This is a genomic window from Nocardia arthritidis, from assembly GCF_011801145.1.
Classification (GTDB): Bacteria; Actinomycetota; Actinomycetes; order Mycobacteriales; family Mycobacteriaceae; genus Nocardia; species Nocardia arthritidis_A.
This window is the reverse complement of the sequence record NZ_CP046172.1, coordinates 7147988-7172780: the sequence shown is the minus strand read 5'-3', so window position 1 is coordinate 7172780 and position 24793 is coordinate 7147988. Positions and strand designations below refer to the sequence as shown.

12 protein-coding genes are annotated in these 24793 nt (G+C 66.9%); 7 read left to right on the top strand and 5 right to left on the bottom strand.

Annotation, left to right across the window (positions count from 1 at the left end; genetic code table 11):
- Window positions 1-17: 17 nt before the first annotated feature.
- Both F5544_RS46690 and F5544_RS45860 read left to right on the top strand, forming a co-directional pair.
- Window positions 18-7913 (top strand): SDR family NAD(P)-dependent oxidoreductase, encoded by a 7896-nt coding sequence (locus F5544_RS46690; RefSeq protein WP_428847190.1) that lies wholly within the window; start codon window positions 18-20, stop codon window positions 7911-7913.
- Window positions 7910-14014, top strand: a complete 6105-nt coding sequence (locus F5544_RS45860; protein WP_194252443.1) for a type I polyketide synthase — start codon at window positions 7910-7912, stop codon at window positions 14012-14014. Before F5544_RS46690 ends, F5544_RS45860 begins: the two co-directional genes overlap by 4 nt.
- Window positions 14015-14127: 113 nt before the next feature.
- On the opposite strand, the gene F5544_RS32225 is transcribed toward F5544_RS45860, so the two are convergent.
- Both F5544_RS32225 and F5544_RS32220 read right to left on the bottom strand, forming a co-directional pair.
- Entirely contained in the window at window positions 14128-15057 is a 930-nt protein-coding gene (locus tag F5544_RS32225) for an ACP S-malonyltransferase (protein ID WP_167476675.1), read from the bottom strand.
- A 60-nt stretch (window positions 15058-15117) separates the two neighbouring features.
- Entirely contained in the window at window positions 15118-16188 is a 1071-nt protein-coding gene (locus F5544_RS32220) for a glycosyltransferase family 4 protein (protein WP_167476674.1), read from the bottom strand.
- Between the two features lie 388 nt (window positions 16189-16576).
- On the opposite strand from F5544_RS32220, the gene hemA reads away from it, so the two are divergent.
- The 5 genes from hemA to F5544_RS32200 are packed head-to-tail and all read left to right on the top strand — an operon-like array spanning window position 16577 to window position 22169.
- The gene (gene hemA / locus F5544_RS32215) at window positions 16577-17791 is read left to right on the top strand and encodes a 5-aminolevulinate synthase (protein ID WP_167476673.1); all 1215 of its coding nucleotides are present in this window, start codon (window positions 16577-16579) and stop codon (window positions 17789-17791) included.
- 9 nt (window positions 17792-17800) lie between these two features.
- Complete coding sequence (locus F5544_RS32210; RefSeq protein ID WP_167476672.1) at window positions 17801-19351, top strand: long-chain-fatty-acid--CoA ligase; 1551 nt, start codon at window positions 17801-17803, stop codon at window positions 19349-19351.
- Window positions 19352-19356: 5 nt separating this feature from the next.
- Window positions 19357-19692: a DUF5988 family protein gene (locus F5544_RS47665; protein ID WP_428847083.1), complete on the top strand. Its 336-nt coding sequence runs from the start codon at window positions 19357-19359 to the stop codon at window positions 19690-19692.
- 21 nt (window positions 19693-19713) lie between these two features.
- Entirely contained in the window at window positions 19714-20487 is a 774-nt protein-coding gene (locus F5544_RS32205) for a thioesterase II family protein (RefSeq protein ID WP_167476671.1), read from the top strand.
- 20 nt (window positions 20488-20507) lie between these two features.
- Window positions 20508-22169, top strand: a complete 1662-nt coding sequence (locus tag F5544_RS32200) for an MDR family MFS transporter (RefSeq protein WP_167476670.1) — start codon at window positions 20508-20510, stop codon at window positions 22167-22169.
- Window positions 22170-22188: 19 nt separating this feature from the next.
- Here F5544_RS32200 and gntA read toward each other — a convergent pair whose 3' ends face one another.
- The 3 genes from gntA to F5544_RS32185 all read right to left on the bottom strand — a co-directional run bounded on the left by gntA (window position 22189) and on the right by F5544_RS32185 (window position 24792).
- Window positions 22189-22854 carry a guanitoxin biosynthesis heme-dependent pre-guanitoxin N-hydroxylase GntA gene (gntA, locus tag F5544_RS32195; RefSeq protein WP_167476669.1) on the bottom strand — a complete coding sequence of 222 codons (666 nt, stop codon included), beginning with the start codon at window positions 22852-22854 and terminating at the stop codon, window positions 22189-22191.
- Window positions 22855-23027: 173 nt separating this feature from the next.
- Window positions 23028-24227 (bottom strand): DUF418 domain-containing protein, encoded by a 1200-nt coding sequence (locus F5544_RS32190; protein WP_167476668.1) that lies wholly within the window; start codon window positions 24225-24227, stop codon window positions 23028-23030.
- Between the two features lie 265 nt (window positions 24228-24492).
- Window positions 24493-24792 carry a hypothetical protein gene (locus F5544_RS32185; RefSeq protein ID WP_167476667.1) on the bottom strand — a complete coding sequence of 100 codons (300 nt, stop codon included), beginning with the start codon at window positions 24790-24792 and terminating at the stop codon, window positions 24493-24495.
- Between the last annotated feature and the right edge of the window lies 1 nt (window position 24793).

Below are 24793 nucleotides of genomic sequence, written 5' to 3'. Positions count from 1 at the left end.
CGAGTGAGAACGTGATAATGGTTCCGGTGCTGCGGGCCGATCGCGATGAGGCGGTAACGGCGATATCGGCGGCCACGGCATTGTGGGCCGACGGCACCGAACTCGATATGCGGGCATTGGTGCCCACCGCGCGGCGGATCGATTTGCCGACATATCCTTTCCAGCACAACCGTTTCTGGCTCGAGGGTGTTTCCGGCGGCGGTGATCCGGCTGGGCTGGGCCAGTGCCCGGCCGAGCATCCATTGCTGGGTGCGCAGCTGGTGCTGCCGGGCAGCGGCGAGACGGTGTTCACCGGCCGGTTGTCACCGAGCATTCAGTCGTGGCTGGCCCAGCATGCCGTGCACGGCACCGCGGTGCTCCCGGGCACCGCATTCGTCGAACTCGCCCTCCATGCCGGAGGGCGGCTCGGCTGCCCGGCGGTGGGCGAGCTGACGGTGGAGGCGCCGGTGGTGTTGCCGGAGCAGGGCGGTCGGCAACTGCAGATCGTGGTGGGTGTGCCGGAAGAGGACGGCGCCCGGCCTATCGCCTTCTATTCCCGCGAGGAATCCGAAGATGACGAGTGGTTCCGGCACGCCACCGGTCGACTCGATCCGGCGATCCAGCGGCCCGCTGCCGGGCCAACCAGTTGGCCCCCGCAGGGTGCCACCCAACTCCCCACGGACGACCTGTACGCCGAACTCGCGGTCGCCGGTCTGGATTACGGTCCGGTCTTTCGCGGTGTGACGGCCGTATGGCACAGTGGTGCAGAGCTTTTCGCCGAGATCGAACTCGACGAAGGTACGGATGTCGGTGCGTTCGGCGTGCATCCGGCCCTGCTGGACGCCGCACTGCACCCGATGTCGCTGCTCGCCGCCGACGAGCAGATCCGGTTGCCGTTCTCTTGGACGGCGGTGGCCGTGCACACGGCCGGCGTGCGCGCCGCCCGAGTACGGCTGCGCCCGCGCGGCGAAAATGCCTTGGCGGTGGACCTTTTCGATGCGGACGGTGCGCCCGTGGCGTCGGTCGGTGCGCTGGCGGTGCGGCCCGTGGCGGCCGACCAGTTCACCCGCGCCCAGGACACGCTGTACCGGGTGGAGTGGATCCGGTTGCCGAGTATCGATGCGGCGGCGTCGGATGCCGTGGAGTGCACCGGGCTGGATCGGCTGACCGGTGCGGTACCGGCCGCGGTGGGTGTTCGGTGCCCGGCGGGTCCGGTGCGGACGGTCACCGGCCAGGTCTTGGAGTGGGTGCGAGAGTGGTTGGCGCGCAAGGAGTTCGCCGATTCCCGGCTGGTGATGCTGACCGAAGGCGCGGTATCGGTCGATGGTGCGGACGTCGATCCGGCGCAGGCCGCGGTGTGGGGTCTGGTGCGGTCGGCGGAGTCGGAGCATCCCGGCCGGTTCGTGCTGGTCGACGGTGCTGAGGCGGGCGAGTGGCAGCGTTTGATCGGGTTCGGCGAAACGGAGCTCGCCGCGCGTGACGGCATGGTGTGGGTGCCGCGGTTGGCCAGGGTGCGCGCCGTCGCGACCGCCGAGACGGCACCGCTCGACGGCACGGTCGTGATCACGGGTGGCACCGGTGCACTGGGCGCGCACGTGTCCGAACATCTGGTCACCGCGCACGGCGCCCGGCGATTGCTGCTGCTGTCCCGACGCGGTGAACGAGCGCCGGAGGCAAAGGAATTGGCCGCTCGATTGACCGCCCTCGGTGCGGAGGTGCGCCTGGTCGCCTGCGATGTGGCCGACCGGGACGCGCTCGGCCGAGCGATCGCCGGGGAGACCGTGACCACCGTGGTGCATGCGGCCGGTGTGCTGGACGACGGTGTGATCGAGTCGATGTCGCCGGAGCGGCTCGACTCGGTGCTGCGGGCCAAAGCGGTGGCGGCGTGGCACCTGCACGAGCTGTGCCCGCAGGCGGAATTCGTGCTGTTCTCCTCGGCGGCAGGCACTTTGGGCAGTCCGGGACAGGCGAACTATGCGGCGGCCAACGCGTTTCTGGACGGTTTGGCACAGCATCGCCGCGCCCATGGGCTGCCCGCGGTGTCGCTGGCATGGGGATTGTGGGAAACCGAAACCGGTATGGGCGCGGACGGCCACCGGTCCGGTGTGGCCGCGCTGTCCGTCGACGAGGGGCTGCGCCTGCTGGACACGGTGATGAATTCCGGTATGGCCGTGGCACTTCCGGTGAAGTTGGAGCTGCCGGGGCTGCGGTCGAGGTTCGGCGATCAGGTGCCGCCGCTGTTTCGTGGCCTGATTCCGGCATCGTCGCGCCGGACCGCCGCCGGATCCGGTGGTGCGGGTCGGCTGCGCGGACTGATCGCCGCGGCCGACGAGACCGAGGCACTGCGGGTCGTGCTGGACCTGGTGTGCGGGCAGGTCGCCGGAGTGCTGGGGCATGCGGGGGCGGCGGCGGTGGCCGCGGATCGCAGCTTCCAGGAACTCGGATTCGATTCGCTGGCCGCGCTGGAACTGCGCACCGCGCTGCAGACCGGCACCGGGCTGCGGCTGCCCTCGACCCTGGTATTCGACTATCCGACCCCGGTGGACCTGGCTCGGCATTTATTGGCGGAATTGCGGGACACCGCTCGGCCCACGGCGGTGACCACTACGACCGCGGTATCGGACGAGCCTATTGCGATTGTGGGTATGGGTTGTCGTTTTCCGGGTGGTGTGTGGTCGCCGGAGGGTTTGTGGGGTTTGGTTTCGGAGGGGCGGGAAGGTATTTCGGAATTTCCGGATGATCGTGGGTGGGATGTGGAGGGGCTGTTCGATCCGGTGCCGGGTAGGCCGGGGCGGAGTTATACGCGGCATGGCGGGTTCTTGGACCAGGCTGCCGGTTTCGATGCGGAGTTCTTTCGGGTCTCGCCGCGGGAGGCGTTGGCGATGGACCCGCAGCAGCGGTTGTTGCTGGAGGTTTCGTGGGAGACGTTCGAGCGGGCCGGGTTGGATCCAACTTCGTTGCGGGGCAGTCGAACCGGCGTATTCGCCGGGGTGATGTACCACGATTATGCGTCGCGGTTGGGTGCGGTTCCGGAGGATGTGGAGGGTTATTTGGGGGTGGGTAATTCGGGGAGTGTGGTGTCGGGCCGGTTGGCGTATGTCTTCGGGTTGGAGGGGCCGGCGGTGACGGTGGATACGGCGTGTTCGTCGTCGTTGGTGGGGTTGCATTTGGCGGTGCAATCGTTGCGTAGCGGTGAATGTGATTTGGCGTTGGCGGGCGGGGTGACGGTGATGGCGACGCCGGATACGTTCGTGGACTTTTCGCGGCAGCGCGGTTTGGCGGCAGATGGTCGGTGCAAGTCGTTTTCCGACGATGCGGACGGGACTTCATGGGCCGAGGGCGTTGGCATGCTCTTGGTCGAGCGGCTATCGGACGCGCGCGCGAATGGTCATCCGATATTGGCGGTGGTGCGTGGTTCGGCGGTGAATCAGGATGGTGCGTCGAATGGTTTGACCGCGCCGAATGGTCCGTCGCAGCAGCGGGTGATCCGGGCTGCGTTGGCCGCCGCTGGTCTGGCGGCGTCGGAGGTGGATGCGGTCGAAGGGCACGGCACCGGAACGTCTTTGGGTGATCCGATCGAGGCGCAAGCCCTATTGGCCACCTATGGAAAGGACCGGAGTGCCGATCATCCGTTGTGGTTGGGCTCGTTGAAATCCAATATCGGGCATGCTCAGGCTGCGGCGGGTGTCGGCGGCATTATCAAGATGGTGCAGGCGATGCGGTTTGGGGTGTTGCCGAAGACGTTGCATGTGGATTCGCCGTCCTCGCATGTGGATTGGTCGTCGGGCGCGGTGTCGTTGTTGACCGAGGCCCAACCGTGGCCGGAGACGAATCGTCCACGGCGAGCGGCTGTTTCGTCATTCGGGATCAGTGGGACGAACGCACACGTGATCCTGGAGCAGGCTCCCGAACCGGAACCGGCTTCCGAACCGGTACAACCAACCGGCGGTGCCGATCGGGTGTTGCCGTGGCTGGTGTCGGGTCGGTCGGCCGCGGCGGTGGCGGCGCAGGCGGCGCGGTTGCGAGATTGGTTGATGGCCGAACCGGAGATATCGGCAGCGCAGGTGGCATGGTCGTTGGCGACCACGCGGACGGCATTCGGCTGGCGTGCGGCGGTAGTCGGCACCGAAACGCAACTGCGCGAGGGTATCTCGGCGATCGCCGACGGCACGATTCCGACACGTTCGACCGGTTCGGACGGCAAGCTGGCTTTTCTCTTCACCGGTCAGGGCAGTCAGCGTGTGGGTATGGGCCGAGAACTGTCCAAGGCGTTCCCGGTCTTTGCGAGTGCCTTCGATGAGGTGTGTGCCGAATTCGACAAGCATTTGGATCGTCCGTTGCGGGAGGTGATCGATTCCGACCCAGAAGCATTGGGCCGTACCGAGTTTGCGCAGTGTGCGATTTTCGCGGTCGAGGTGGCGTTGTTCGAGTTGCTGCGGTCGTGGGAGATAACGGCGGATGTGGTGATCGGGCATTCGATCGGGGAGTTCGCTGCGGCGTATGTGGCTGGTGTGTTGTCGATGCGGGATGCGGTGGCTTTGGTGGCTGCGCGGGGTCGGTTGATGCAGCGGCTTCCCGAGGGTGGGGCGATGGTGGCGATTCAGGCTGCCGAGGTGGAGGTGGTGCCGTTGCTGGTAGCGGGTGTGTCGCTTGCGGCGGTGAATTCTCCTGCGGGGGTGGTGATTTCCGGTGATGAGGAGCCGGTGAATCGGATCGCGGCAGTGTTCGCGGGGCAAGGTCGTCGGACCAAGTCTCTTGCGGTGAGTCATGCGTTTCATTCGGCGCGGATGGAGCCGATGCTGGAGTCGTTCGCTGAGGTGGCCGGGTCGCTGGAGTTCGCTGAGCCGCGGATTTCGTTCGTGTCCACGGTAACCGGTTCGTCGGCTGAGGTGGCTGATCCTCGCTATTGGGTGGGGCAGGTTCGGGAACCGGTGCGGTTCGCCGATGCGGTACGCGAGGCCGAAAGTCTCGGTGTGACAAGGTTTGTCGAACTCGGCCCGGACTCCGTGCTGACCGCCCTTGCCGCAGAAAGTGTTTCGGATGCGAACGCGGTATCGGTACCGGTGCTGCGGGCCGACCGCGACGAAACTATGACGGCGATTACGGCGGCCACGGCACTCTGGACAGATGGCGTCGACGTCGATATGTCGGCGGTTATCGGCGGCGACCGGTCACAAACCGTGGAACTCCCGACATACGCCTTCCAACACACCCGCTATTGGCTCGAAGGTGTCTCCGCCGGAGGCGATCCCGCCGGGTTCGGTCAGCGCGCGGCGGGGCATCCATTGCTGGGTGCGCAGCTGGTGCTGCCGGGCAGTGGCGAGACGGTGTTCACCGGCCGACTGTCGCTGCGCACCCATTCGTGGCTGGCCGAGCACGCGGTGCACGGCACCGTGCTGCTCCCCGGCACCGCATTCATCGAGCTCGCCCGCCATGCCGGAGCGCAGGTCGGTTGCCCGGTGATCGCCGGACTCACCCTGGAACTGCCGCTGGTGCTCGGTGACGACCCGGTCGACATGCACGTCACCGTGGCGACGCCGGATGCGGACGGGCGGCGGCAGGTGTTGGTGCACAGCAGATCCGACGGCGCGGATGCGGACGAGCCGCAATCGTGGCTGCGGCACGCGAGCGGAGTGCTCGCCCCGGAATCGATCGAACCCGCTCCGGTGCCGTCGTGGCACACCGATACCGCCGAACCGCTCGATCTCGCGGATCTCTACACCGAGCTCGCGGCGACCGGCCTGGAGTACGGGCCGCTGTTCCAGTGCCTGCGCGCGGCATGGCGCGCCGGTTCGGATGTGCTGGCCGAGCTCGCGCTGCCCGAAAATTACGAGGGCGCAACGGGATTCGGTATGCATCCGGCGCTGGTCGACTCGGCGCTGCACGCCATTGCGCTCGGGGGGTTCATGGAGGCCGCGACGGATGCGGTGCGGCTGCCGTTCGCCTGGTCGGATGTTCGCCTGCACGCCGGCGGAGCCACCCGGGCCCGGCTGCGGATCACACCGGCCGGGCCGGATGCGGTGTCCATGAGCCTGTTCGACGACAACGGAAGCCCGCTACTCGAAATCGGCATGCTCGAATTCCGCGCGGTCAGCGCCGACCAACTCGCCCGCGCCGACGGCGGCCACCGGTCGATGTTCGCCCTGGAATGGGTGCCCGTGCCGACCGGACCGGCAGGTCCGACACCCACGTGGGCCGTGGTCGGATCGGACGAATCGGCACTGCTCCCCGCCACGGGCGAACACCATGCCACGCTGTCGGATCTCGCGGAGTCCGGCGTGGTCCCGGAGGTCGTGCTCGTCTCGTGTCAGCCCGAATCCGGTGTGCCGCAAGCCGATTACGTACACCGGGCACTCGAGCTGGTGCGCACCTGGCTGGCCGACGATCGGTTCGCCGACAGCAGGATGGTGCTGGTCACCCAGGGCGCGGTGGCCGTCGAATCGCCCGATCCGGCGCAGGCCGCGGTATGGGGTCTGGTCCGCTCCGCCCAGTCGGAGCATCCGGGCCGCTTCGTCCTGGCCGATATCACCGACACGTCCATGCTGCCAACGGCATTGGCGAGCGACGAACCCGAACTCGCGGTCCGCGACGGTATCGTGTCGGCGCCGCGGTTGACGCGGGCGCGAGTCCGCCCCGCCGGGTCCGGTCTGCGAGCCGAGGGCACGGTACTGGTGACGGGCGCCACCGGCACCTTGGGCGCCGCGGTGGCGCGACATCTGATCACCGCGCACGGTGCACGGTCGCTGGTGCTGGCGAGCCGACGAGGTCCGGACGCGCCGGGCGCCGAACAGTTGCGGACGGAGCTCGCCGAGCTGGGCGCCGAGGTGACGATGGCCGCCTGTGACGTGGCCGATCGAGACGCGCTCGCCGGTCTGCTGGCCGGCCACGAGATCACCGCCGTCGTACACACCGCGGGCGTACTCGACGACTGCACCGTCACGCAGCTGACCGCGCAACGGCTCGACCGCGTGCTCCGGCCCAAGGTCGATGCGGCGCTGAACCTCGACGAGCTCGTCGACGAAGGCACGCAGCTCGTGCTGTTCTCTTCCGCCGCAGGCACATTCGGCAATCCCGGCCAGGCGAACTACGCCGCGGCCAACGCCTTCCTGGACGCCTTCGCGCAGCGCAGGCACGCCGCGGGCCGGCCGACCCTTTCGCTGGCCTGGGGCCTGTGGGAGGCGGGCCTCGGCGCAGAGCTCGACGACCGGGCACAGGCCAGGATGAGCGCATCCGGCGTCCGCGCGCTGTCCGATGCGGACGGTTTGGAGCTGCTCGACCTGGCGCTGTCCGGTGCTGAACCGCTGCTGCTCCCGGTCGGCCTGAATGTCGGCGCCGTGCTCGCCGCGGCCGGGCCGGGCGGAATCCCGCCGCTGCTGCGCGGGCTGGTTCGCGCGCCGATCCCGCATGCGCGGGCCGGGCACGCGGAGTTGCGGCAGCGACTGGCCGAGGCCGGCGACGAGGAACGCGCGGCGATCATGCTCGAATTCGTCCGGGGGCGGGTCGCCGCCGTGCTCGGGCATGCGGCCGCCGCGAATATCGGACCGGAGCAGGCGTTCACCGAGCTCGGGTTCGACTCGCTCGCCGCGGTCGAACTGCGCAACCAGCTCGTCGCCGCCGCCGGAGTGCCGCTGCCGACCACCTTGGTCTTCGACTATCCGAATTCGGCCGCCGTCGCGGACTTCCTGATCGGGGAGTTGGCCACGGAACCGGACGCGGCCGGTGGTGTGCTCGCCGACATGGAGCGGCTGATCGCGCGGCTGTCCGCGAATCGACCGGACGCCGAAACCGCCGGACAACTCCGCAAGCAGCTGCAGCACGCGCTGTCGATATTGGTATCCGACGCGGATGGCGCGGAAAACCTGGGGGAACGCCTGGATTCCGCCTCCGACGAGGAGATGTTCGAGTTCATTGGCAAGGAGCTGGGAATCTCATGACCGAACAGAAAACCGAACGCGGTGCGGGCAACGAAGAAAAGCTCAGATATTTCCTGAAGCAGGTGACCGCCGATCTGCACCGGACCCGGCAGCAATTGCGCGATGTGGAGGCGAAGAGCACCGAGCCGATCGCCATCGTGGCGATGGGCTGTCGCTACCCGGGCGGGGTGCGCTCGCCAGAAGACCTGTGGCAGTTGGTATCCGAGGGCCGAGACGCCATCTCCAGATTCCCGGACGATCGTGACGCCGATCTGTCCGGCCTCTTCGAGGGCGATCTACCGGAAAGCGCCGAATCGCCGCTCGGCGGATTCCTCGACGGCGTAGCCGATTTCGACGCGGGCGCGTTCGGTATCTCGCCGCGTGAGGCGCTGGCGATGGATCCGCAGCAGCGGTTGCTGCTGGAGACGGCGTGGGAGGTGTTCGAGCGGGCAGGGCTGGATCCGACTTCGTTGCGGGGCAGTCGAACCGGCGTCTTCGCCGGGCTGATGTATCACGACTATGTCTCCGGAGCGGACAAGATCCCCGCCGAGATCAGCGGTTACTTGAGCACCGGGACGTCGGGAAGTGTGGCCTCGGGCCGGATTTCGTACGTGTTCGGTTTGGAGGGTCCGGCGGTCACGATCGATACCGCGTGTTCGTCATCGCTGGTGACATTGCATATGGCCGTGCAGGCATTGCGCAACGGGGAATGCGATCTGGCGCTGGCCGGGGGCGTGGCGGTCATGTTCAGCCCGGTCGCATTCGTCGAATTCGCAAGGCAGGGTGGCACTGCGCCCGACGGCCGATGCAAGGCGTTCGCGGCGGCCGCGGACGGTACGACGTGGGCCGAGGGCGTCGGGTTGCTGTTGGTGGAGCGATTGTCGGATGCGCAGCGGCTCGGACATCCGGTGTTGGCGGTGGTGCGTGGTTCGGCGGTGAATCAGGATGGTGCGTCGAATGGTTTGACCGCGCCGAATGGTCCGTCGCAGCAGCGGGTGATCCGGGCGGCGCTAGCCGCGGCCGGTCTTGGTCCGTCGGAAGTCGACGCGGTCGAAGGCCACGGCACCGGAACGTCTTTGGGTGATCCGATCGAGGCGCAAGCGTTGTTGGCCACCTATGGCAGGGAACGAGATCCGAGTCGCCCGTTGTGGTTGGGATCGCTGAAATCCAATATCGGCCACACGCAGGCCGCAGCGGGCGTGGGCGGCATTATCAAAATGGTGCAGGCGATGCGGTTTGGGGTGTTGCCGAAGACGTTGCATGTGGATTCGCCGTCCTCGCATGTGGATTGGTCGTCGGGTGCGGTGTCGTTGTTGACCGAGGCGCGGGCGTGGCCGGAGACGGATCATCCCCGGCGAGTGGGTATTTCGTCGTTCGGGATCAGTGGTACCAATGCGCACGTGATCTTGGAGCAGGCACCTGACCCGGAGCCCGGGTCGGAGCTTGTTCCGGAGCCGGTCGGCGACGGCGGGCTGGTAGTGCGGGCGTCGGTGGTGCCGTGGCCGGTATCGGCGCGTGGCGAGGCGGCATTGCGGGGTCAATTGGCTGCGCTGTCGCAGTGGAGTGCCGAACAGGACGGATTGGATGCGGCCGCGGTGGCGCGGGCATTGCTGCGTCGTGCTGGGTTGGATTCGCGTGCGGTGGCTTTGGTTCCCGTTGATGGTGATTCGGTTGCCGATGGACTGAATTCGGTGTTGGCTGAGCCGGTTTCGGGTTCGGTGGTGTCGGGTCGTGTGGTGTGGGTGTTCGCGGGTCAGGGGAGTCAGTGGACCGGGATGGGTCGTGAGTTGCTCGAGACCTGTCCGGTGTTCGCCGATACCATCGCCGAGTGCGATGAGTTGCTGCGGGAGTGGCGCGGGGTGTCCGTCTCGGAGGCGCTGATCGACGAGGCGTTGTTGGGTCGGGTCGATGTAGTACAGCCGGTGCTGTTCGCGGTGATGGTGGGCCTGGCGCGAACCTGGCAGGCCATCGGTGTGAATCCTGATGTGGTGGTGGGGCATTCGCAGGGCGAGATCGCCGCGGCGCATGTGGCGGGGATGCTCACGCTGCGGGATGCGTTCTGGTTGGTGGTTGCGCGGAGTCGGGTGATCGCCGAGGAGTTGTCGGGCCGTGGTGGCATGGTATCGATCGCGGCGGGGGCGCAGCGTGTGCAGGAGCTGACAGCACGGTGGTCGGATCGGGTGGCGGTGGCGGTGGTCAACGGCCCCGGTGCCACGGTGGTCTCGGGAGATCGGGATGCGTTGGCGGAGTTGGTGATTGCGGCTGAGGCCGAAGGCCTGCGGGCTCGCTGGCTCCCGGTCGACTATGCCTCGCATTCTCCGCAGGTCGATACGATCCGGGACCGGCTACTCACAGATCTTGCCGGGATTACCGCTGGCGAGGGCGAAATCCCGATGTGGTCGACGGTTACCGATGATTGGGTGACCGGTGCGAAGCTGGATGCCGCCTATTGGGTGGACAATCTCCGATCCACCGTGCGCTTCCACGACGCTGTTCACTCTCTGGTGAGCCAGGGTTTCACGCGTTTCATGGAGATCACCCCGCATCCGGTACTGACCACCGCGATCATCGACACCTTCGAGGCCGAGCAAATCGCCGGTGTGGCAATCGAAACCCTCCGTCGCGACCAACCCAGCACCGCTGGCTTCATGCGATCGGCAGCACAGGCATGGACACACGGCCTCCCGGTCCGATGGGACACGCTGATCCCCAAGGTCGAACCGATCCCAGCACACATCCTGCCCACCTACGCCTTCGACCGCCGCCGCTACTGGGTGCAGCGCGGAAATACCGGCGGCGATGTTCGTCAGGTCGGTCAGCAGATGTTGACCCATCCGGTATTGGGTGCCGTAGTGGAAGTGCCCGGCACACTTCCGATTACGGTGTTGACCGGTCAGCTGAACCTGACCAGACAGCCCTGGTGGTCAGACCACACCGTGGCCGGATCGGCAGTGATCCCCGGCACCGGACTGCTCGAATGGGTAATGACCGCGGCCCGGCAGCTGGGATGGAATGTGTTGTCGGAGTTGATGTTACAGCTTCCCGTGATCGTCCCCACCGACGCGCCGTTGGACGTCCGGGTGGTCATCGGCCAGGACCCAGCCGAATCCGCCACGGCCGAGGCCGGTTTGATCGAAGCCGACTCGGCCGTGGTGGCGATACACACCCGCCCCGCCGGTGACGACGGTGATTGGACCACCCATGCCACCGGCACCTTGACCACTGCGACCGACATCACCGGAAACGGCGCGATGGATGGAGTCGACGCTGCATTGGAGTGGCCGCCATCGGGAGCCGAGACGGTGGATGTCGTTGGCTTGTATGACGGTTTCGCCGCTGCGGGTCTGGAATACGGTCCAGTCTTCCAAGGTCTGCGAGCCGCCTGGCGGCACGACGACCAGGTCTGGGTCGAGGTCGGACTACCCGATGGCATCGAGCCCGGCGGGTTCACCGCTCATCCGGCTCTGCTCGATGCGATCCTGCACGGCATAGCCTTCGGCGAATTCACCGCCAACTCCGCGCAACCGCATCTACCATTCGCCTGGAACGGTGTGCGGCTGAACGCGACTCGGACGACCAGCCTGCGTTGCCGAATCAGCCCGGCGGGCGAAAACGCCGTATCCATCACCGCGACAGACGAATACAACCACCCCGTACTCTCGGTCGAGCGGCTCGCGCTCCGCGCGATGGACACCGGGGCGATCACCCGCGGCCAGCTGTTCCGGATCGATTGGACCCCGGTCCGCATCGGACAGCCCGTCGATGACTTCGTTGTGCTCGGCGCAGATCTGTTCGGTCTCGGCGGCCGGTCCATTGACACCATGGAAGATATTGGCGCGCAAGATATTCCGTCCAATGTGCTGGTGTGCTGCGATACCGCCGGCGCGGTGCGTGCCGTGCTCGGCGTGCTGCTCGACCGCCTCCGCGCCTGGCTGTCCGACGACCGGCTCGCCAATTCTCGCCTGGTGCTGGTTTTCCGCGACGAAACCGGCGACGACCCGGTGACCGCCGCAGCCTGCGCCCTACTGCGTTCGGTGCAGGCCGAACATCCGGGCCGATTCCTGGTGCTGACGATCGGCGAGAGCGTGCCCGACAACCTGTCCGCGGCGCTCACCACCGACGAGGAGCAGCTCTGGTTCCGCGACGGCGTCCCGCACGCCGCTCGATTGGCCAGGGTATCCGGCCGGTCCGCCGAGCCGGTCTCGCTGCGCAGCGCCGTGGCGGCCGGTTGGCTGCTCGTCACGGGTGCGTTCGGCGTGGTCGGTGCCGCGACCGCGCGGCATCTGGTAGCCGAGTACGGCGCCCATCGAGTGCTGCTCGTTTCGCGCCGGGGTGCGCGGGCCGAGGGAGCCGATGCTCTGGTGGCCGAGCTCACCGAACTCGGCGCGACGGTGCACGCGGTCGCCTGCGACGTCGCCGATCGTGCCGCATTGTCGGAACTGTTGTCCGAATACCCTGTCGCGGCGGTGGTGCACGCGGCCGCCGCGCTGCGAGACGGCACGGTGGAAACCATCACCGCGGAGCACTTGGACACCACGCTCGCCGCCAAGGTGGATGGCCTGGCGCACCTGGACGAGCTGCTGCCGGGCACGGTGCCGCTGATCGCATTCTCTTCGGCGGCAGGGATTTTCGGTAATCCGGGACAGTCCGCGTATGCCGCCGCGAACGGATTCGTCGACGGCCTGATCCGCACTCGCCGCGCCCGGGGCGGGCAGGGCGTGTCCATCGCATGGGGCTTATGGGCGCAAACCAGCGAGATGACCCGGAACGCGAATGTCGGTGCGCTCGCGGCCTCGGGCATGATCGCGCTGTCCGGCCCGGAGGCCATGGCACTGTTCGACGCCGCACTGGACAGCGGTGTGGACATCCCAGTGGCGATGCGGCTCGACCTCGCCCGCCTGCGCAAGGTGCTCGGCGCCGACCCGGACGCGTCGATTCCGCCGCTGTTGCGCGGGCTGATCCGGCGGCAGACCGCCGCGACCGCGGGCGATCCGGCGGGCGTGCGCGCCCGGCTCGCCGCACTGCCCGCACCGGACCGTGGCAAGGCACTGCTCGACCTGGTCACCACCCAACTCGCCGCGGTGCTCGGGCACGCCGACAACGGTGCGATCGGCCGCGACACGGTGATATTCGAGCTCGGTGTCGATTCGCTGGCCGCATTGGATCTGCGCAACCGGCTGTACCAGGCCACCGGCGTCCGGCTGGGCAGCACGGCGGTATTCGATAATCCGACCGTCGCCGCGCTGGCCGCGCACCTGGGTACGGAGCTGGACCGCGTCATCGGCGGCTCGGCGGACGCGCCCGCCGAGCGCGGATCCTCAGGCACATTCGCCCCGCTGTTCGCCAAGGCCGCCGAGCTCGGCGCGGTGGCCGAACTGGTCGCGTCGATCACCGCCGCCGCGCGCTTCCGGCCGTTGTTCGATATCGCGGCCGCGGCGCGGCAGCGTCCGGAGATCGTCCGTATGGCGCGCGGCGACGAAGGACCGGGCGTGGTCTGTGTGCCAGCCATGCTCGCGATGTCCGGTCCGCGGGATTACGCCCGATTCGCCGCCGCGTTCCGCGACCACCGGAACGTATCGTCGCTGACGCTCCCCGGATTCGAGGCGGACGAGGCCCTGCCGGAAAGCGTTGCCGCGCTGGTCGAGGCCCAGATCGGCCCGTTGCTGGAACTGGCCGCCGGAGAACCGCCGGTGCTGCTGGCGCACTCCTCGGGCGGGCCGGTGGCGAACGAACTCGCAGCGCGCATGGAGCGCGACGGCAACCCGGTGTCTGCGTTGATCCTGTTGGACACCTATCCGATGAACGCCGCCTCGTTCTCCGGTATCGAGGGCAGGCTGGGCGACGCGATGTCCGACGGGGACGGCCGCTTCGGCCTGATCACCGACGCGCGGCTGATGGCGATGACCACCTACTTCAGGCTCTTCGACGATTGGCGGCCGACCGCGATACAGGCGCCGACCCTGCTGGTGCGGGCGAGCGAATCACTGCCGGGCATGGCGGAGCGGGCGAGCTGGCCGCTGCCGCACAGCGTGCTGGACACGCCCGGCGACCACTTCAGCATGCTCGGCAGGCATGCGCACAGCACCGCGGAACTCGTCAGGGACTGGCTCGCCCGCGGCTGAGACGACGGCAGTGCCGGGCGCCGAAAACGGCTGCCCGGCACCGCATCTGGTATCACGCCGCCCCGGCGGCACACCGCGCTTCGATGAGACGTGGTAGTTGGGTACCGGACGCCCTAGGCCTGCGGTCGCAGTGGCGTCGTGACGTCGATATGCGTGACGTCGAACGCCCTGCGCACACAGTCGACCCGGTGGAAAAGCTTGTCCGGCCCCAGAAAATACAGGCTGCGCACATCCTGCTCGGCCAACGCGCCGACCACCTTCGGCCAGTTGATGGGTTGGTCGAAACCGTCCAGCAGCATGGTGTACGCGGCCGCCGTGGTCTCCACCGTCGCGCCGTCCTGGTCGGCGAGCACCGGCAGTCGCGGTGCGGACAGCTCGAAATCGGCCAGCACGGCGCTCATGCGGTGCCGCAGTTCGGTAAAGGATCTGGCGTGTACGGCCGGGCGCATCGTGCCCATCGAATACCCGCCCGCGGCGCGCACCCGGTCCACCAGCCAGGGCAGATCCGGCTCACGCACCGATATGAAATAGAACCCCTCGTCCACGATGGCCGAGAGCTCGGACCACTTCCCGGCCGCCGTCAGCTCGGCGAGCGCCTGCCGCCAGCCGTCCTCGGGAACGCGGACGAAACAATGGGTGACCGCGTCGGTATACGACTTCGCGAAATAATCCTGCTCGGCCCGGGCCAATTCGGCCGTGAGCCGCACCGCTTCCGGAAACGGCAGAATTTCGGCATATGCGGTCAATGCCCGCTGTCCGAAACTCGGCCCGACACATGTCACCGGATCGATACCGGACGTTTCCGAGATCCAGTCGGCGAGCGCGACGCAGGCGACCATGAATGCCACTTGCGCGGCCTCGGAGTGGTCGTCGTCCTCGCTGTACCGGTTCAATACCCGATAGCCGACCACCTCGTCGGCAATGGCGAGTCTGCGCCGAGCCATCGGATCGAGCAGCAGGAATTTCCGGATATCCCGGTAAGGGACAATTCCCTTGCCCGGAAAAATGAATGCGGATTTGCCCGTCATTGTCTTGCCCATCATCGGCGTGGACCCAGCGGTTCACTCCCGACGCTACTTACCGGGCCGGTGCCGTGGATACCCCTACCGTCCCTTATGGTTCCGGCGCACCGTGGCGCTATACAACCCGGCCGCGCGTTCGGCGACCGCGCGCCAGCTGAATTCGGCGTCCAGCCTGGCTCTGGCCGCCTTGGCGTGTTCCTCCGCCAGCGCCGGATCGTCGAGTTCCGCACACACCGCAGCGGACAGTTCGGCGACGCTGCCCGGCCCGAACAGCCGCCCGGTGCGGCCGTCGACGACCACCTCGGCCAGCACACCGGAGCGCGCCGCGACCAGCGGCGTGCCGACCGCGGCCGCCCACAGCGCCGCCGATCCGGCCGGGTCGGGCGATCGGGGCAGCACGATGACGTCCGCGGCGCCGATAGCGGCCCGCAGGTCGGGCAGGTTCAGGTCGCCGACGAAGGTTGTCACCGCCGCGAGACCGCTCCGCCGCACCTGTTCGGACAGTATTCCCCGGTAACTGCCGTCGCCCGCCACCACCAGCCGGGTGCCCGGATGCGCGTTGCGGATCAGCGGCAGTGCCGATAGGAGATCCTGGACGCCGGTCGTCTGCTCCAGCGTGTCGAAGGTGAGCAGCAGCGGGGAATTGTCCGGGTTGTACAGCTGCCGGGCCCATTCGGACGCGACCGGCATCTTGTGCCAGACCCGCACGTCGACGCCGTCGGGGAGGACCTCGATCGCGGCCGGATCCAGCCGATAGGCCGCGGCGATTTCCTGCCGCTCGGCAGACGAGCACGCGATCAGCAGGTCGGCGCGGTGCGCGAGCGCGCGCCGCATCGGGTCGACGGCGCCGAATGATCCGGTGTGCTCGTCTGCCGCGGGCACGCTGACCACCAGCGGGACACCGGCCGCGTCCGCGAGCCGCGCGGCCGCCGGGCCGATCCGCATATCCAGCGCGTGCACCAGATCGGGCAGCCACCGGCCCGTGAAGAAGGCGCCCGCCGGCTGCGCGTCCGGGGCGGCGGAGGCCGCATCGCCCTGCAGCACGGCGACTTCGTGCCCCAGCCTGCGCAACTCCGTTGCCAGCGCGTGCGCGGGCGTGCCATGTCCTTCATCGTCGAGGGTGCATTCCCGGGACAACGTGAGGATACGCATTGCGTTCTCTGCTCCTCGGAATGGAACACATCGTCGGTGATCAAACGGTCTATCGACGGTACTTCGCGATAGCGAGGGGGAACATCGGTCGATGGACTCATCCATGGATGATTATCACGACTCGAGCGGAAAATGAATTTCCCCTACCCGCTACAACCACGGGTTGACAAAGATTTCCCTCCTGATTACAACCACGGGTTGATGACCGGCGGTTGGATGTCCTCCCACCACGTGCGATGCGGCACATTTGCGCTCGTTAGGGGCGGCTAGGGGTTGTCGGTCCGCTTCGCGGCTTCATACGTTTATTCAACGATTTGGGTGTGATCAAATCCCCGGCGGATTGTCGGTCGCGAAGGCCGCCGCCAACGCAGAGAGCGAGTTTATTCGAATGACCGAGAACACGGAATTGTTGACACGCAATCCCCTTGATTCCGAAATCCGGGAGCGGGAGTTCTTGGAGATCGGTCGTCGCGCCGGTCGTTTTCCGGCGGCCAATACCTACGGTCGGTACGGCCATCTCGGCGAAGTCAGCGTGTGGTGTAGCAATGATTATCTCGCGATGGGACAGAACCCGGCCGTACTCGCGGCGATGAAGCATGCGGTCGACGAATTCGGCGCCGGTGCGGGCGGCTCGCGCAATATCGCCGGAACCAACCGCAATCACGTGCTGCTGGAACAGGAACTCGCCGAACTGCACGGCAAGGAAGAGGCGCTGCTGTTCACCTCCGGATACACCGCCAACGACGGTGCGCTCACCGTGCTGGCCGGGCGGCTGGACAACGGCATCGTCTTCTCCGACGAGAAGAACCACGCGTCCATCATCGACGGCCTCCGGCACAGCGGCGCCGAGAAGCGCGTCTTCCGGCACAACGACGCGCGGCACCTGGCCGAGCTGCTCGCCGCGGCGCCGGCCGATCGGCCCAAGCTGATCGTCTTCGAATCCGTCTACTCGATGAACGGCGATGTCGCGCCGCTCGCCGAGCTGGCCGACCTCGCCGATCGGTACAACGCCATCACCTACATCGATGAGGTGCACGCGGTCGGGATGTACGGCCCCGAGGGCGCCGGAATCGCCGCGCGGGAAGGCATCGCCGACCGGTTCACCATGGTGATGGGCACCCTGGCCAAGGGTTTCGGCACGGTGGGCGGCTATGTCGCGGGTCCGTCCGATCTGATCGGTTCGATCCGCACGCACTCGCGGCCGTTCATCTTCACGACGGCGCTGCCGCCGGCGGTCGCCGCGGCGGGTCTGGCCGCCGTGCGGCACCTGCGGTCGTCGGATACCGAGCGCACCGCGCTGGCCGCCAACGCACGGCTGCTGCACGGCCTGCTCACCGAATGCGGTATCCCGTATCTGTCCGATCAGTCGCATATCGTCTCGGTGCTGGTCGGTGACGACGAGAAGTGCCGCAAGCTGTCCCAGATCCTGCTCGAGCAGCACGGCATCTACATCCAGGCGATCAACGCGCCCAGCGTGCGGGTCGGCGAGGAGATCCTGCGCATCGCACCGTCGGCGGTGCACATGTCGAACGATGTGCGGAAGATGGTCGAGGCGCTAGACCAGGCGTGGCGGGATCTGGACCTGACCCGGCTGCACGACTAGGCCGTCACCATGTTCATTTCGGTCGCTGCCATACTCGCCGATTCGGCCGCCCGGCGCCCCGATCACCCCGCGGTGATCTTCGAGGGCGCCCGGGTCACCTACGGTGAGCTCTGGGACCAGGCGCGCCGGTATGCCGCGGCGTTGCGGGACCGCGGTATCCAACCGGGTGACCGGGTCGCGTTGCTGCTGCCGAATTCGCCGCGGTTCCCGATGATCTACTTCGGGGCGTTGGCCGCCGGGGCGGTGCTGGTACCGGTGCACGGGCTGTCCAGCGGCGACGATATCGAGTACGTGCTCCGCGACGCGGCGGTCCGACTCCTGATCTGCGATGCGGCGATGCTCGACGCCGGGTCGACAGGCGCGCGGCTCGCCGGGGTCGAGCTGTTGACCACGGGCGAATCCGCGGACACCGGCCACCCGCGGCTGGACGTACTCGCCCGCGACGCGCGACCCATACCGGACTACCTACCGCGCCGCCCGGACGATCTGGCGCTCGTGCTGTACACCTCGGGCACCACCGGGCGGCCGAAGGGCGCGATGATCACCCAGCTCAATGTGGTGATGAACGTCAGCACCACCATGCTCGCGCCATTCGATTTCGACGAGGACGATGTGCTGCTCGGCTGCCTGCCGCTGTTCCACACGTTCGGCCAGATCTGCGGCATGAACACCTGTTTCCGGGCCGGCGCGACCATGGTGCTGATGCCGAAATTCGAGGCGGGGCCCGCGTTGGAGCTCATGGTCACCGAGCGGTGCACGGTCTTCATGGGCGTGCCGACGATGTACTACACCCTGCTCGAGGCGGTGACGACCGGTGTGCCGGTGCCCCGGCTCGACCGCGCCTTCTCCGGCGGCGCCGCACTTCCGGTGGCCGTATTGGACGCGTTCCAGCAAACCTTCGGCTGTCCCGTCTATGAGGGTTACGGCCTCACCGAGGCATCGCCGGTGGTCGCGTACAACCAGCGGTCCTGGCCGGTGAAACCCGGTACCGTCGGTCGGCCGATCTGGGGTGTGCAGGTGGAAATCGCCGAGGCCGAGGTGGCCGACCGGATCGAGCTGGTGCCGGCCGGGGTGGTGGGCGAGATCGTGATCCGCGGTCACAACATCATGGCCGGTTATCTGAATCGTCCGTCCGCGACCGCCGAGGTGCTGGTCGACGGTTGGTTCCGCTCGGGTGACCTCGGCGTCAAGGATGCCGACGGTTATCTGTCGATCGTCGATCGCAAGAAGGACATGCTGGTGCGCGGCGGATACAACGTCTATCCGCGCGAGGTCGAAGAGGTGCTGGTCCGCCATCCCGCGGTGGGGCAGGTCGCGGTGATCGGCGTCCCCGACGACCGGCTCGGCGAGGAGGTCTGCGCCGTGGTGTGCTGCGCGCGCGGCCGGCTGCCTGATGAGGAACTGGCCGAGCAGATCGTGTCGTGGAGCCGGGCCCGGCTGGCCGGTCACAAATATCCGCGCCTGGTGAAATTCGTCGACGCTTTTCCGATGGGCCCGAGCGGGAAGGTGCTCAAACGTGAACTCGTCAACCTTTTCGCTCGACCCGTCCACTCGAGGTGAGCATAATGTCTCGCGCGCGATGTAATTCTATCCGGAATTTTCATCGTTTACCGTCGCGTAAATCGAGAATTATGGGACAATACTGTGAGAGCGCGGAATATGGCGCGATGTCACAGAAGGGGTGGGAGACTATGCAACCCACAAAAGTCATGTTGGTAGGCGGACCTGCGAAATTCCCCGACCGGGAGCGAATCCGAGAGGTCGAAGATCCGACGGACAAGATCAAAGTCCAGTTCGGCGGTGGGTACGAGCATTTCGTGAACAGTGGCGAATTCGCCGCGCACGAAATCGGTTCATTACCCGTGTTCAAATGGTGTGGCCGTACCAAGTTCGCGGAGTAGGTGGTGTGATGGAGCCGGATAATGCGGGATGAGCCGACCGTTGATTCGTGGGTGCGCCGGTATCATCCGGCGCCCGCCGCCGAGGTGCGGCTCGCCTGTCTGCCGCATGCCGGTGGCTCGGCGAGTTTCTATTTCCCGATGTCCAAGGCATTGGGGCCGGCGGTCGAGGTGTTGGCGGTGCAATATCCGGGTCGCCAGGATCGGCGGAAAGAAGCCTGCATCGAAGACATAGCCGAATTGGCCGATCTCGTCGCCGAACGGTTACGGCCGTGGGCGGCGGACCGGCCGCTGGCGATATTCGGGCACAGCATGGGGGCGACGCTGGGCTTCGAGATCGCGCAGCGATTCCAGCACGCGGGCGCGCCGCCGCCGATGCTGTTCGTTTCCGGGCGGCGGGCGCCGTCGCGGCACCGGGCGGAGACCGTCCACCTGCGCGACGACGACGGCCTGCTGGCCGAGATCCGCGCGCTCAGCGGCACCGACCGGCAACTGCTCGACGACGACGAACTGCTGCGCGCCATGCTGCCCGCCATCCGCGCCGACTACCGGGCCATCGAGCGGTATCGCTACCAACCGCGGCCGCCGCTGTCCGTCCCGATTCACGCGCTGGTCGGTACCAGCGATCCCCGGGTCGATATCGAAGATGCCCGTGCCTGGCGGGAACACACCACGGGCGAATTCGACCTGCACACCTTTCCAGGTGGCCACTTCTATCTGAACGGGGCGGCGGCGCAGGTCATCGACTTGGTGGCCGCCGAGCTGTCCACACTTTCCCGCACCGCGCGACCCTGCTGATCATCCAGAAAAGGCTGTCCATGAGCATCTCGGAACCGCGGGCGGATGACGCGCGCAACCACCGACTCGTACTCGCGGTGCTGCCGGGACTCATGGCCGGGATATTCCTGTCCGCGCTGGACGTGACCGTGATGAGCACCTCGCTCAAGACGATCGCCGACGGCCTGGGCGGACTCGACCTGCTGGCCTGGGCGACCACCGCCTTCCTGGTCACCGAAACCGTATCGGGGCCGATCTACGGCAGGCTCGCCGATATCTACGGCCGCAAACCGCTCTACCTGATCGCGATCGTCCTATTCCTGGTCGGCTCGCTGACCTGCGCTTTCGCTCAGTCGATGTATCAGCTCGCGGCCTTCAGGGCGATCCAGGGCCTCGGCGCGGGCGGACTGGTCACCCTGCCGTACACGATCAGCGCGGACATCATGGCGCCGCGGGATCGCGCGCGGTACCAGGGCTATTTCCTGGCGGTGTGGGTATCGGCGAGCGTGCTCGGCCCGGCCGTCGGCGGTCTGTTCGCCGGGGCCTCCAGCTTTCTGGGCATCGCGGGCTGGCGCTGGATCTTCCTGGTCAACCTGCCGATCGGACTCGTCGCGCTGGCCGTGATCGTCAAGGCGCTCAACGTAAAGCACTACCGTCAGACCACCAAGGTCGACTACTGGGGTGGCGTGACGATCCTGGTCGCCGTCGCGCCGATACTGATGTTGTTCGAGAGCGGACGCGATTGGGGTTGGGGCTCACCGCTTTTCGTGGCCTGCCTGGTGATCGGTCTGCTCGGATTGTCGGTATTCCTCGTGGTGCAGCGGCGGGCCGGTGATGCGGCGCTGATCCCGCTGCGCCTGTTCCGGGTGCAGACCTATCGGATGTCGGTCCTGATCGCCGCGACGGTCGGCGTCGGCATGTTCGGCGCGATATCCCTTGTGCCGCTTTATCTTCAGCTGGTGCGCGGGGCCAGGCCGATCCTGTCCGGCCTGATCATGCTGCCGATGATGCTGGGCGTCATAATCGCCACGATCGCCTCCGGGGCGATCATCTCGCGCCGCGGGCGCTACAAGATGCTGCCGGTGGTCGGCGCCGCGGTCACCACGGTCGGCATGGTCGGCTTCGGTTTCGTCGGCGTCGACACGCCGATGTGGGTGCCGGTTCTGCTCGTCGTGCTGTTCGGCATCGGCGTCGGCAGCTGTACCCAGGCGATCACCATGGCCGCGCAGAACGCCGTGCCCGCCCGGGACACCAGTGCGGCCACCGCCTCACTGACCTTCATCAGGCAGATGGCCAGCGCCCTCGGTGTGGCGCTGTTCCTGTCGCTGATGTTCGGGACATTGCGCGGCAGTATCGCGTCCGCACTGCGGCGGGCCACCACCGAACAGGACTTCGCCGCCGCGACACACGATCCGGCGGTGGCCGAGATGCCGCGCAACGCACCGCTTTTCGACTTCCTGAACGGCGCGCAGCGGATCCCGTCGGATTCGTCGTTCCTCGACACCATGGATCAGGCGCTGGCCAGGCCGTTCCGCGAGGGCTTCGCCTCGTCCATCAATCTGGTATTCCTGCTCGGCGCGGGCGTCATGGTGCTGACCTGTGCGCTGGCACTGCGCATGAAAGAGGTCCCGCTGCGGGACCGGAGCGTGTCGCAGCTGCTCGCCGAGGAGGCCGAAGAGGCCGGGGACGCGGAGCGAGCCTGAGCCCGCCGGCCCGGCCGGATCAGCCGCGCGGCTCGAACGGGCATTTCCAGTCCTGTTCGGTGAACCGACCCGAGAAATGCCGTGCGGGTTGCGTGTACTCGTAGGTGGTGAAGCTCGGGTTGACCGAACCGTTGTTGGTCACTTCCCGGCCCCGGATCTTCTCCTGCATACGGTCGAATGTTTCGCCCATCAGGACGAACTGAACATTCGAATTGAACGCGGCCGCGATTCTGGTGAAACGCCTGCTGGCCCGCGACGAACCCGGATGCAGGCCGACGACGAAAAATGCGTGCCCGGCCGTCGGGAATCCGAAGGTGGCCTCGGCGGGATCGCTGGAGAATCGCGTGTCCGGGGTGTGTTCCTGGATATCGATATCGTGGACGAGCTGCAGATGCTGCCATAGCAGTCGCTCGAACTCCGGTTCGTCCAGCAGACCGGGTGCGTCGAAGGTCGCCACGAATGTCTTGAAGCTCTTGTCGGACAGCGTGCCGGGCAGCCCGCGCGCGTATTCTGCGAGATCGCGGTGGTGTTCCCGGGCCGATTCCGCGTCGCCGAGTTCCCGATAATGCCCGTGCGTTATCGTGTCGCGCTTGAGCGCCGCTCGTGCGCCGAGACAGCTGAACGGCTTACTTTGAATGAACTCGTCCAGTTCGGCACGGGCCTGGGCTTTGGTCGCAGATTCCATGCTGCTGCCTTCCGGTATTTCGCGAATTGCGGACGAGTCGATTTCGATTTTTCGGTGGTGCGGGGAGTGCTTCAACCCCTACTGGCCCCAAGGAATGGAAATGGCCGGGCGCGACACGACAAAACCCGGCGACCCCATGGCCGCCGGGTTGTCTGTCTACTACCGGGCCGGTGCTACTGCTCGCGAGCCAGGGCGCGATAGCTGCGGTTCCACAACCATTCGACCGGACCGCGCTCGAACCGGCGCAGCCAGAAGTGCGCGGAGGTGGCGATTATCAGCGCGACCAGCAGGAAGATGCCGACCGTGAACGGCACGCGGGCATCGTCCGATACGTCCTTGGCGAGGCCGAGTCCCCAGCCGTAGCACAGGAACGATGCGATCAGGTTCTGTAGGATGTAGCAGCTCAACGCGGTCCGCCCGATCTCGGTGAGCCTGCGGCCGGCGAACCCGAGCCGGGGACGCCGCACATAGAACTCCGCTACCAGCGCGAGGATGCCGAACGAGACGAATGCCGCGGTGCCGTAGCGGCAGAAGACGAACATATCGCCGCTGCCGAGTATGCCGATGAGCAGGTCGATCGGTGTGGCGATGCCGAAACCGATGATCATCAGCCGCTTACGCAGCCGTGCGCCCTCGGGCAGGAAGACGCCCGCACGGTACAGCAGCGCGCCGGTCAGGAACAGCGCGAGCGACATCGCGGAGATGAATATCGGTTCGAACCGGAACGAATCGATGTGCTGCACCCGGAATACGACGAGATCCCAGAACGAACCGGTCGCATAGGGATTCGGATCCAGCGGCTTGTGGCCCCCGGAGTCCAGGTTGAGGGCGAAGATCATCCCGAGCGCCATCACGGTCAGCAGCGCGAAGTGGACGGCCGCCGCGGTGATCAGCCAACGCCGTTGTGCGCGTTCACTCGTCGCGAGGATGAAGGAGACGATCAGGCCGGTCACCGCATAGCCCATCAGCACGTCGTATTCGGCGACGAACAGGAAGTTGAGCAGGCCGTCGAGGAGCAGCAGGATGGCGCGCCACGGGTAGCTCCCGGGCCAGCGCCGTCCGGCACGCTGTGCGGAGCGCTGCTGGATGGCCAGCCCGATGCCGAACATGATGGTGAGCAGGCCGAGGTATTTGCCCTGCACGGATTGCTGCAGCACCCGCTCGAGCCACAGCCAGCCGTGTGCGGGCTGCTGCAGCTCGTGGATGTAGCCCAGCATCCCTTCTCGATGGGTGACGATCCAGATGTTGGTGCCGAGGGTGCCGAGAATCGCGATGCCGCGCAGCACGTCGAGCGCCACCACCCGTCGCGCGGTCGGCCGGGTCGGTTGGTTGTCGGTGGTGTTCGGTCCCGCAGTGGCGATCGAATCGGTCATGCACCCGACTATCCCGACGTCGGTCGCGGGGCCGTATCCTTCGGAAGTACTACTCCTGGTTTGACATTCCATCCGCTGCCGTCCATCCACCCGTTCCAGAACCTGGACCGGACGCGTCCGGGATACCGAACCCAAATGCCAAGGGGCCCTGGACAATACGAGACGTTTTCGGCGCACGCGGATCGGAGGTGGCTGCTACTATCGGTACCGACCGACCAGTTCGACCGAATGTCGAGACCAGTGTTGTTCTCGCGCTGACGTAGTTTCACGGTTCGGCGAGCCGGGGGCAAATCGGCTCGATATGGGGGCATTTTGCATTGGACGGGTTAAGGGAGGCATCGCCGAGAAAGCTTTTCGCACAGAAATTCACTGAGCTGTTCTCGGCGGCGGGCGATCCTTCGATGAGGCGCGTGGCCATAATGGCCAATGCGCTGGTAGAGCAAACCAGCAATAAACAGAACAACAAGGGCCGGGCGATCACGCTGTCGTCGCAGCGGATCAGCGACTGGGCGGCAGGCCGGAACGTGCCCGCTCGATTCGAATCGCTCGCACCGGTGCTGGCCACA

What these genes read in the sequence shown, in the direction of transcription:
- F5544_RS32210 (WP_167476672.1), top strand. Translation starts at nt 17,801, where the DNA reads ATGTTCATTTCGGTCGCTGCCATACTCGCCGATTCGGCCGCCCGGCGC.
- F5544_RS47665 (WP_428847083.1), top strand. Translation starts at nt 19,357, where the DNA reads ATGTCTCGCGCGCGATGTAATTCTATCCGGAATTTTCATCGTTTACCG.
- F5544_RS46690 (WP_428847190.1), top strand. Translation starts at nt 18, where the DNA reads ATGGTTCCGGTGCTGCGGGCCGATCGCGATGAGGCGGTAACGGCGATA.
- F5544_RS32225 (WP_167476675.1), bottom strand. Translation starts at nt 15,057, where the DNA reads ATGATGGGCAAGACAATGACGGGCAAATCCGCATTCATTTTTCCGGGC.
- gntA (WP_167476669.1), bottom strand. Translation starts at nt 22,854, where the DNA reads ATGGAATCTGCGACCAAAGCCCAGGCCCGTGCCGAACTGGACGAGTTC.
- F5544_RS45860 (WP_194252443.1), top strand. Translation starts at nt 7,910, where the DNA reads ATGACCGAACAGAAAACCGAACGCGGTGCGGGCAACGAAGAAAAGCTC.
- F5544_RS32190 (WP_167476668.1), bottom strand. Translation starts at nt 24,227, where the DNA reads ATGACCGATTCGATCGCCACTGCGGGACCGAACACCACCGACAACCAA.
- F5544_RS32200 (WP_167476670.1), top strand. Translation starts at nt 20,508, where the DNA reads ATGAGCATCTCGGAACCGCGGGCGGATGACGCGCGCAACCACCGACTC.
- F5544_RS32220 (WP_167476674.1), bottom strand. Translation starts at nt 16,188, where the DNA reads ATGCGTATCCTCACGTTGTCCCGGGAATGCACCCTCGACGATGAAGGA.
- F5544_RS32205 (WP_167476671.1), top strand. Translation starts at nt 19,714, where the DNA reads ATGCGGGATGAGCCGACCGTTGATTCGTGGGTGCGCCGGTATCATCCG.
- hemA (WP_167476673.1), top strand. Translation starts at nt 16,577, where the DNA reads ATGACCGAGAACACGGAATTGTTGACACGCAATCCCCTTGATTCCGAA.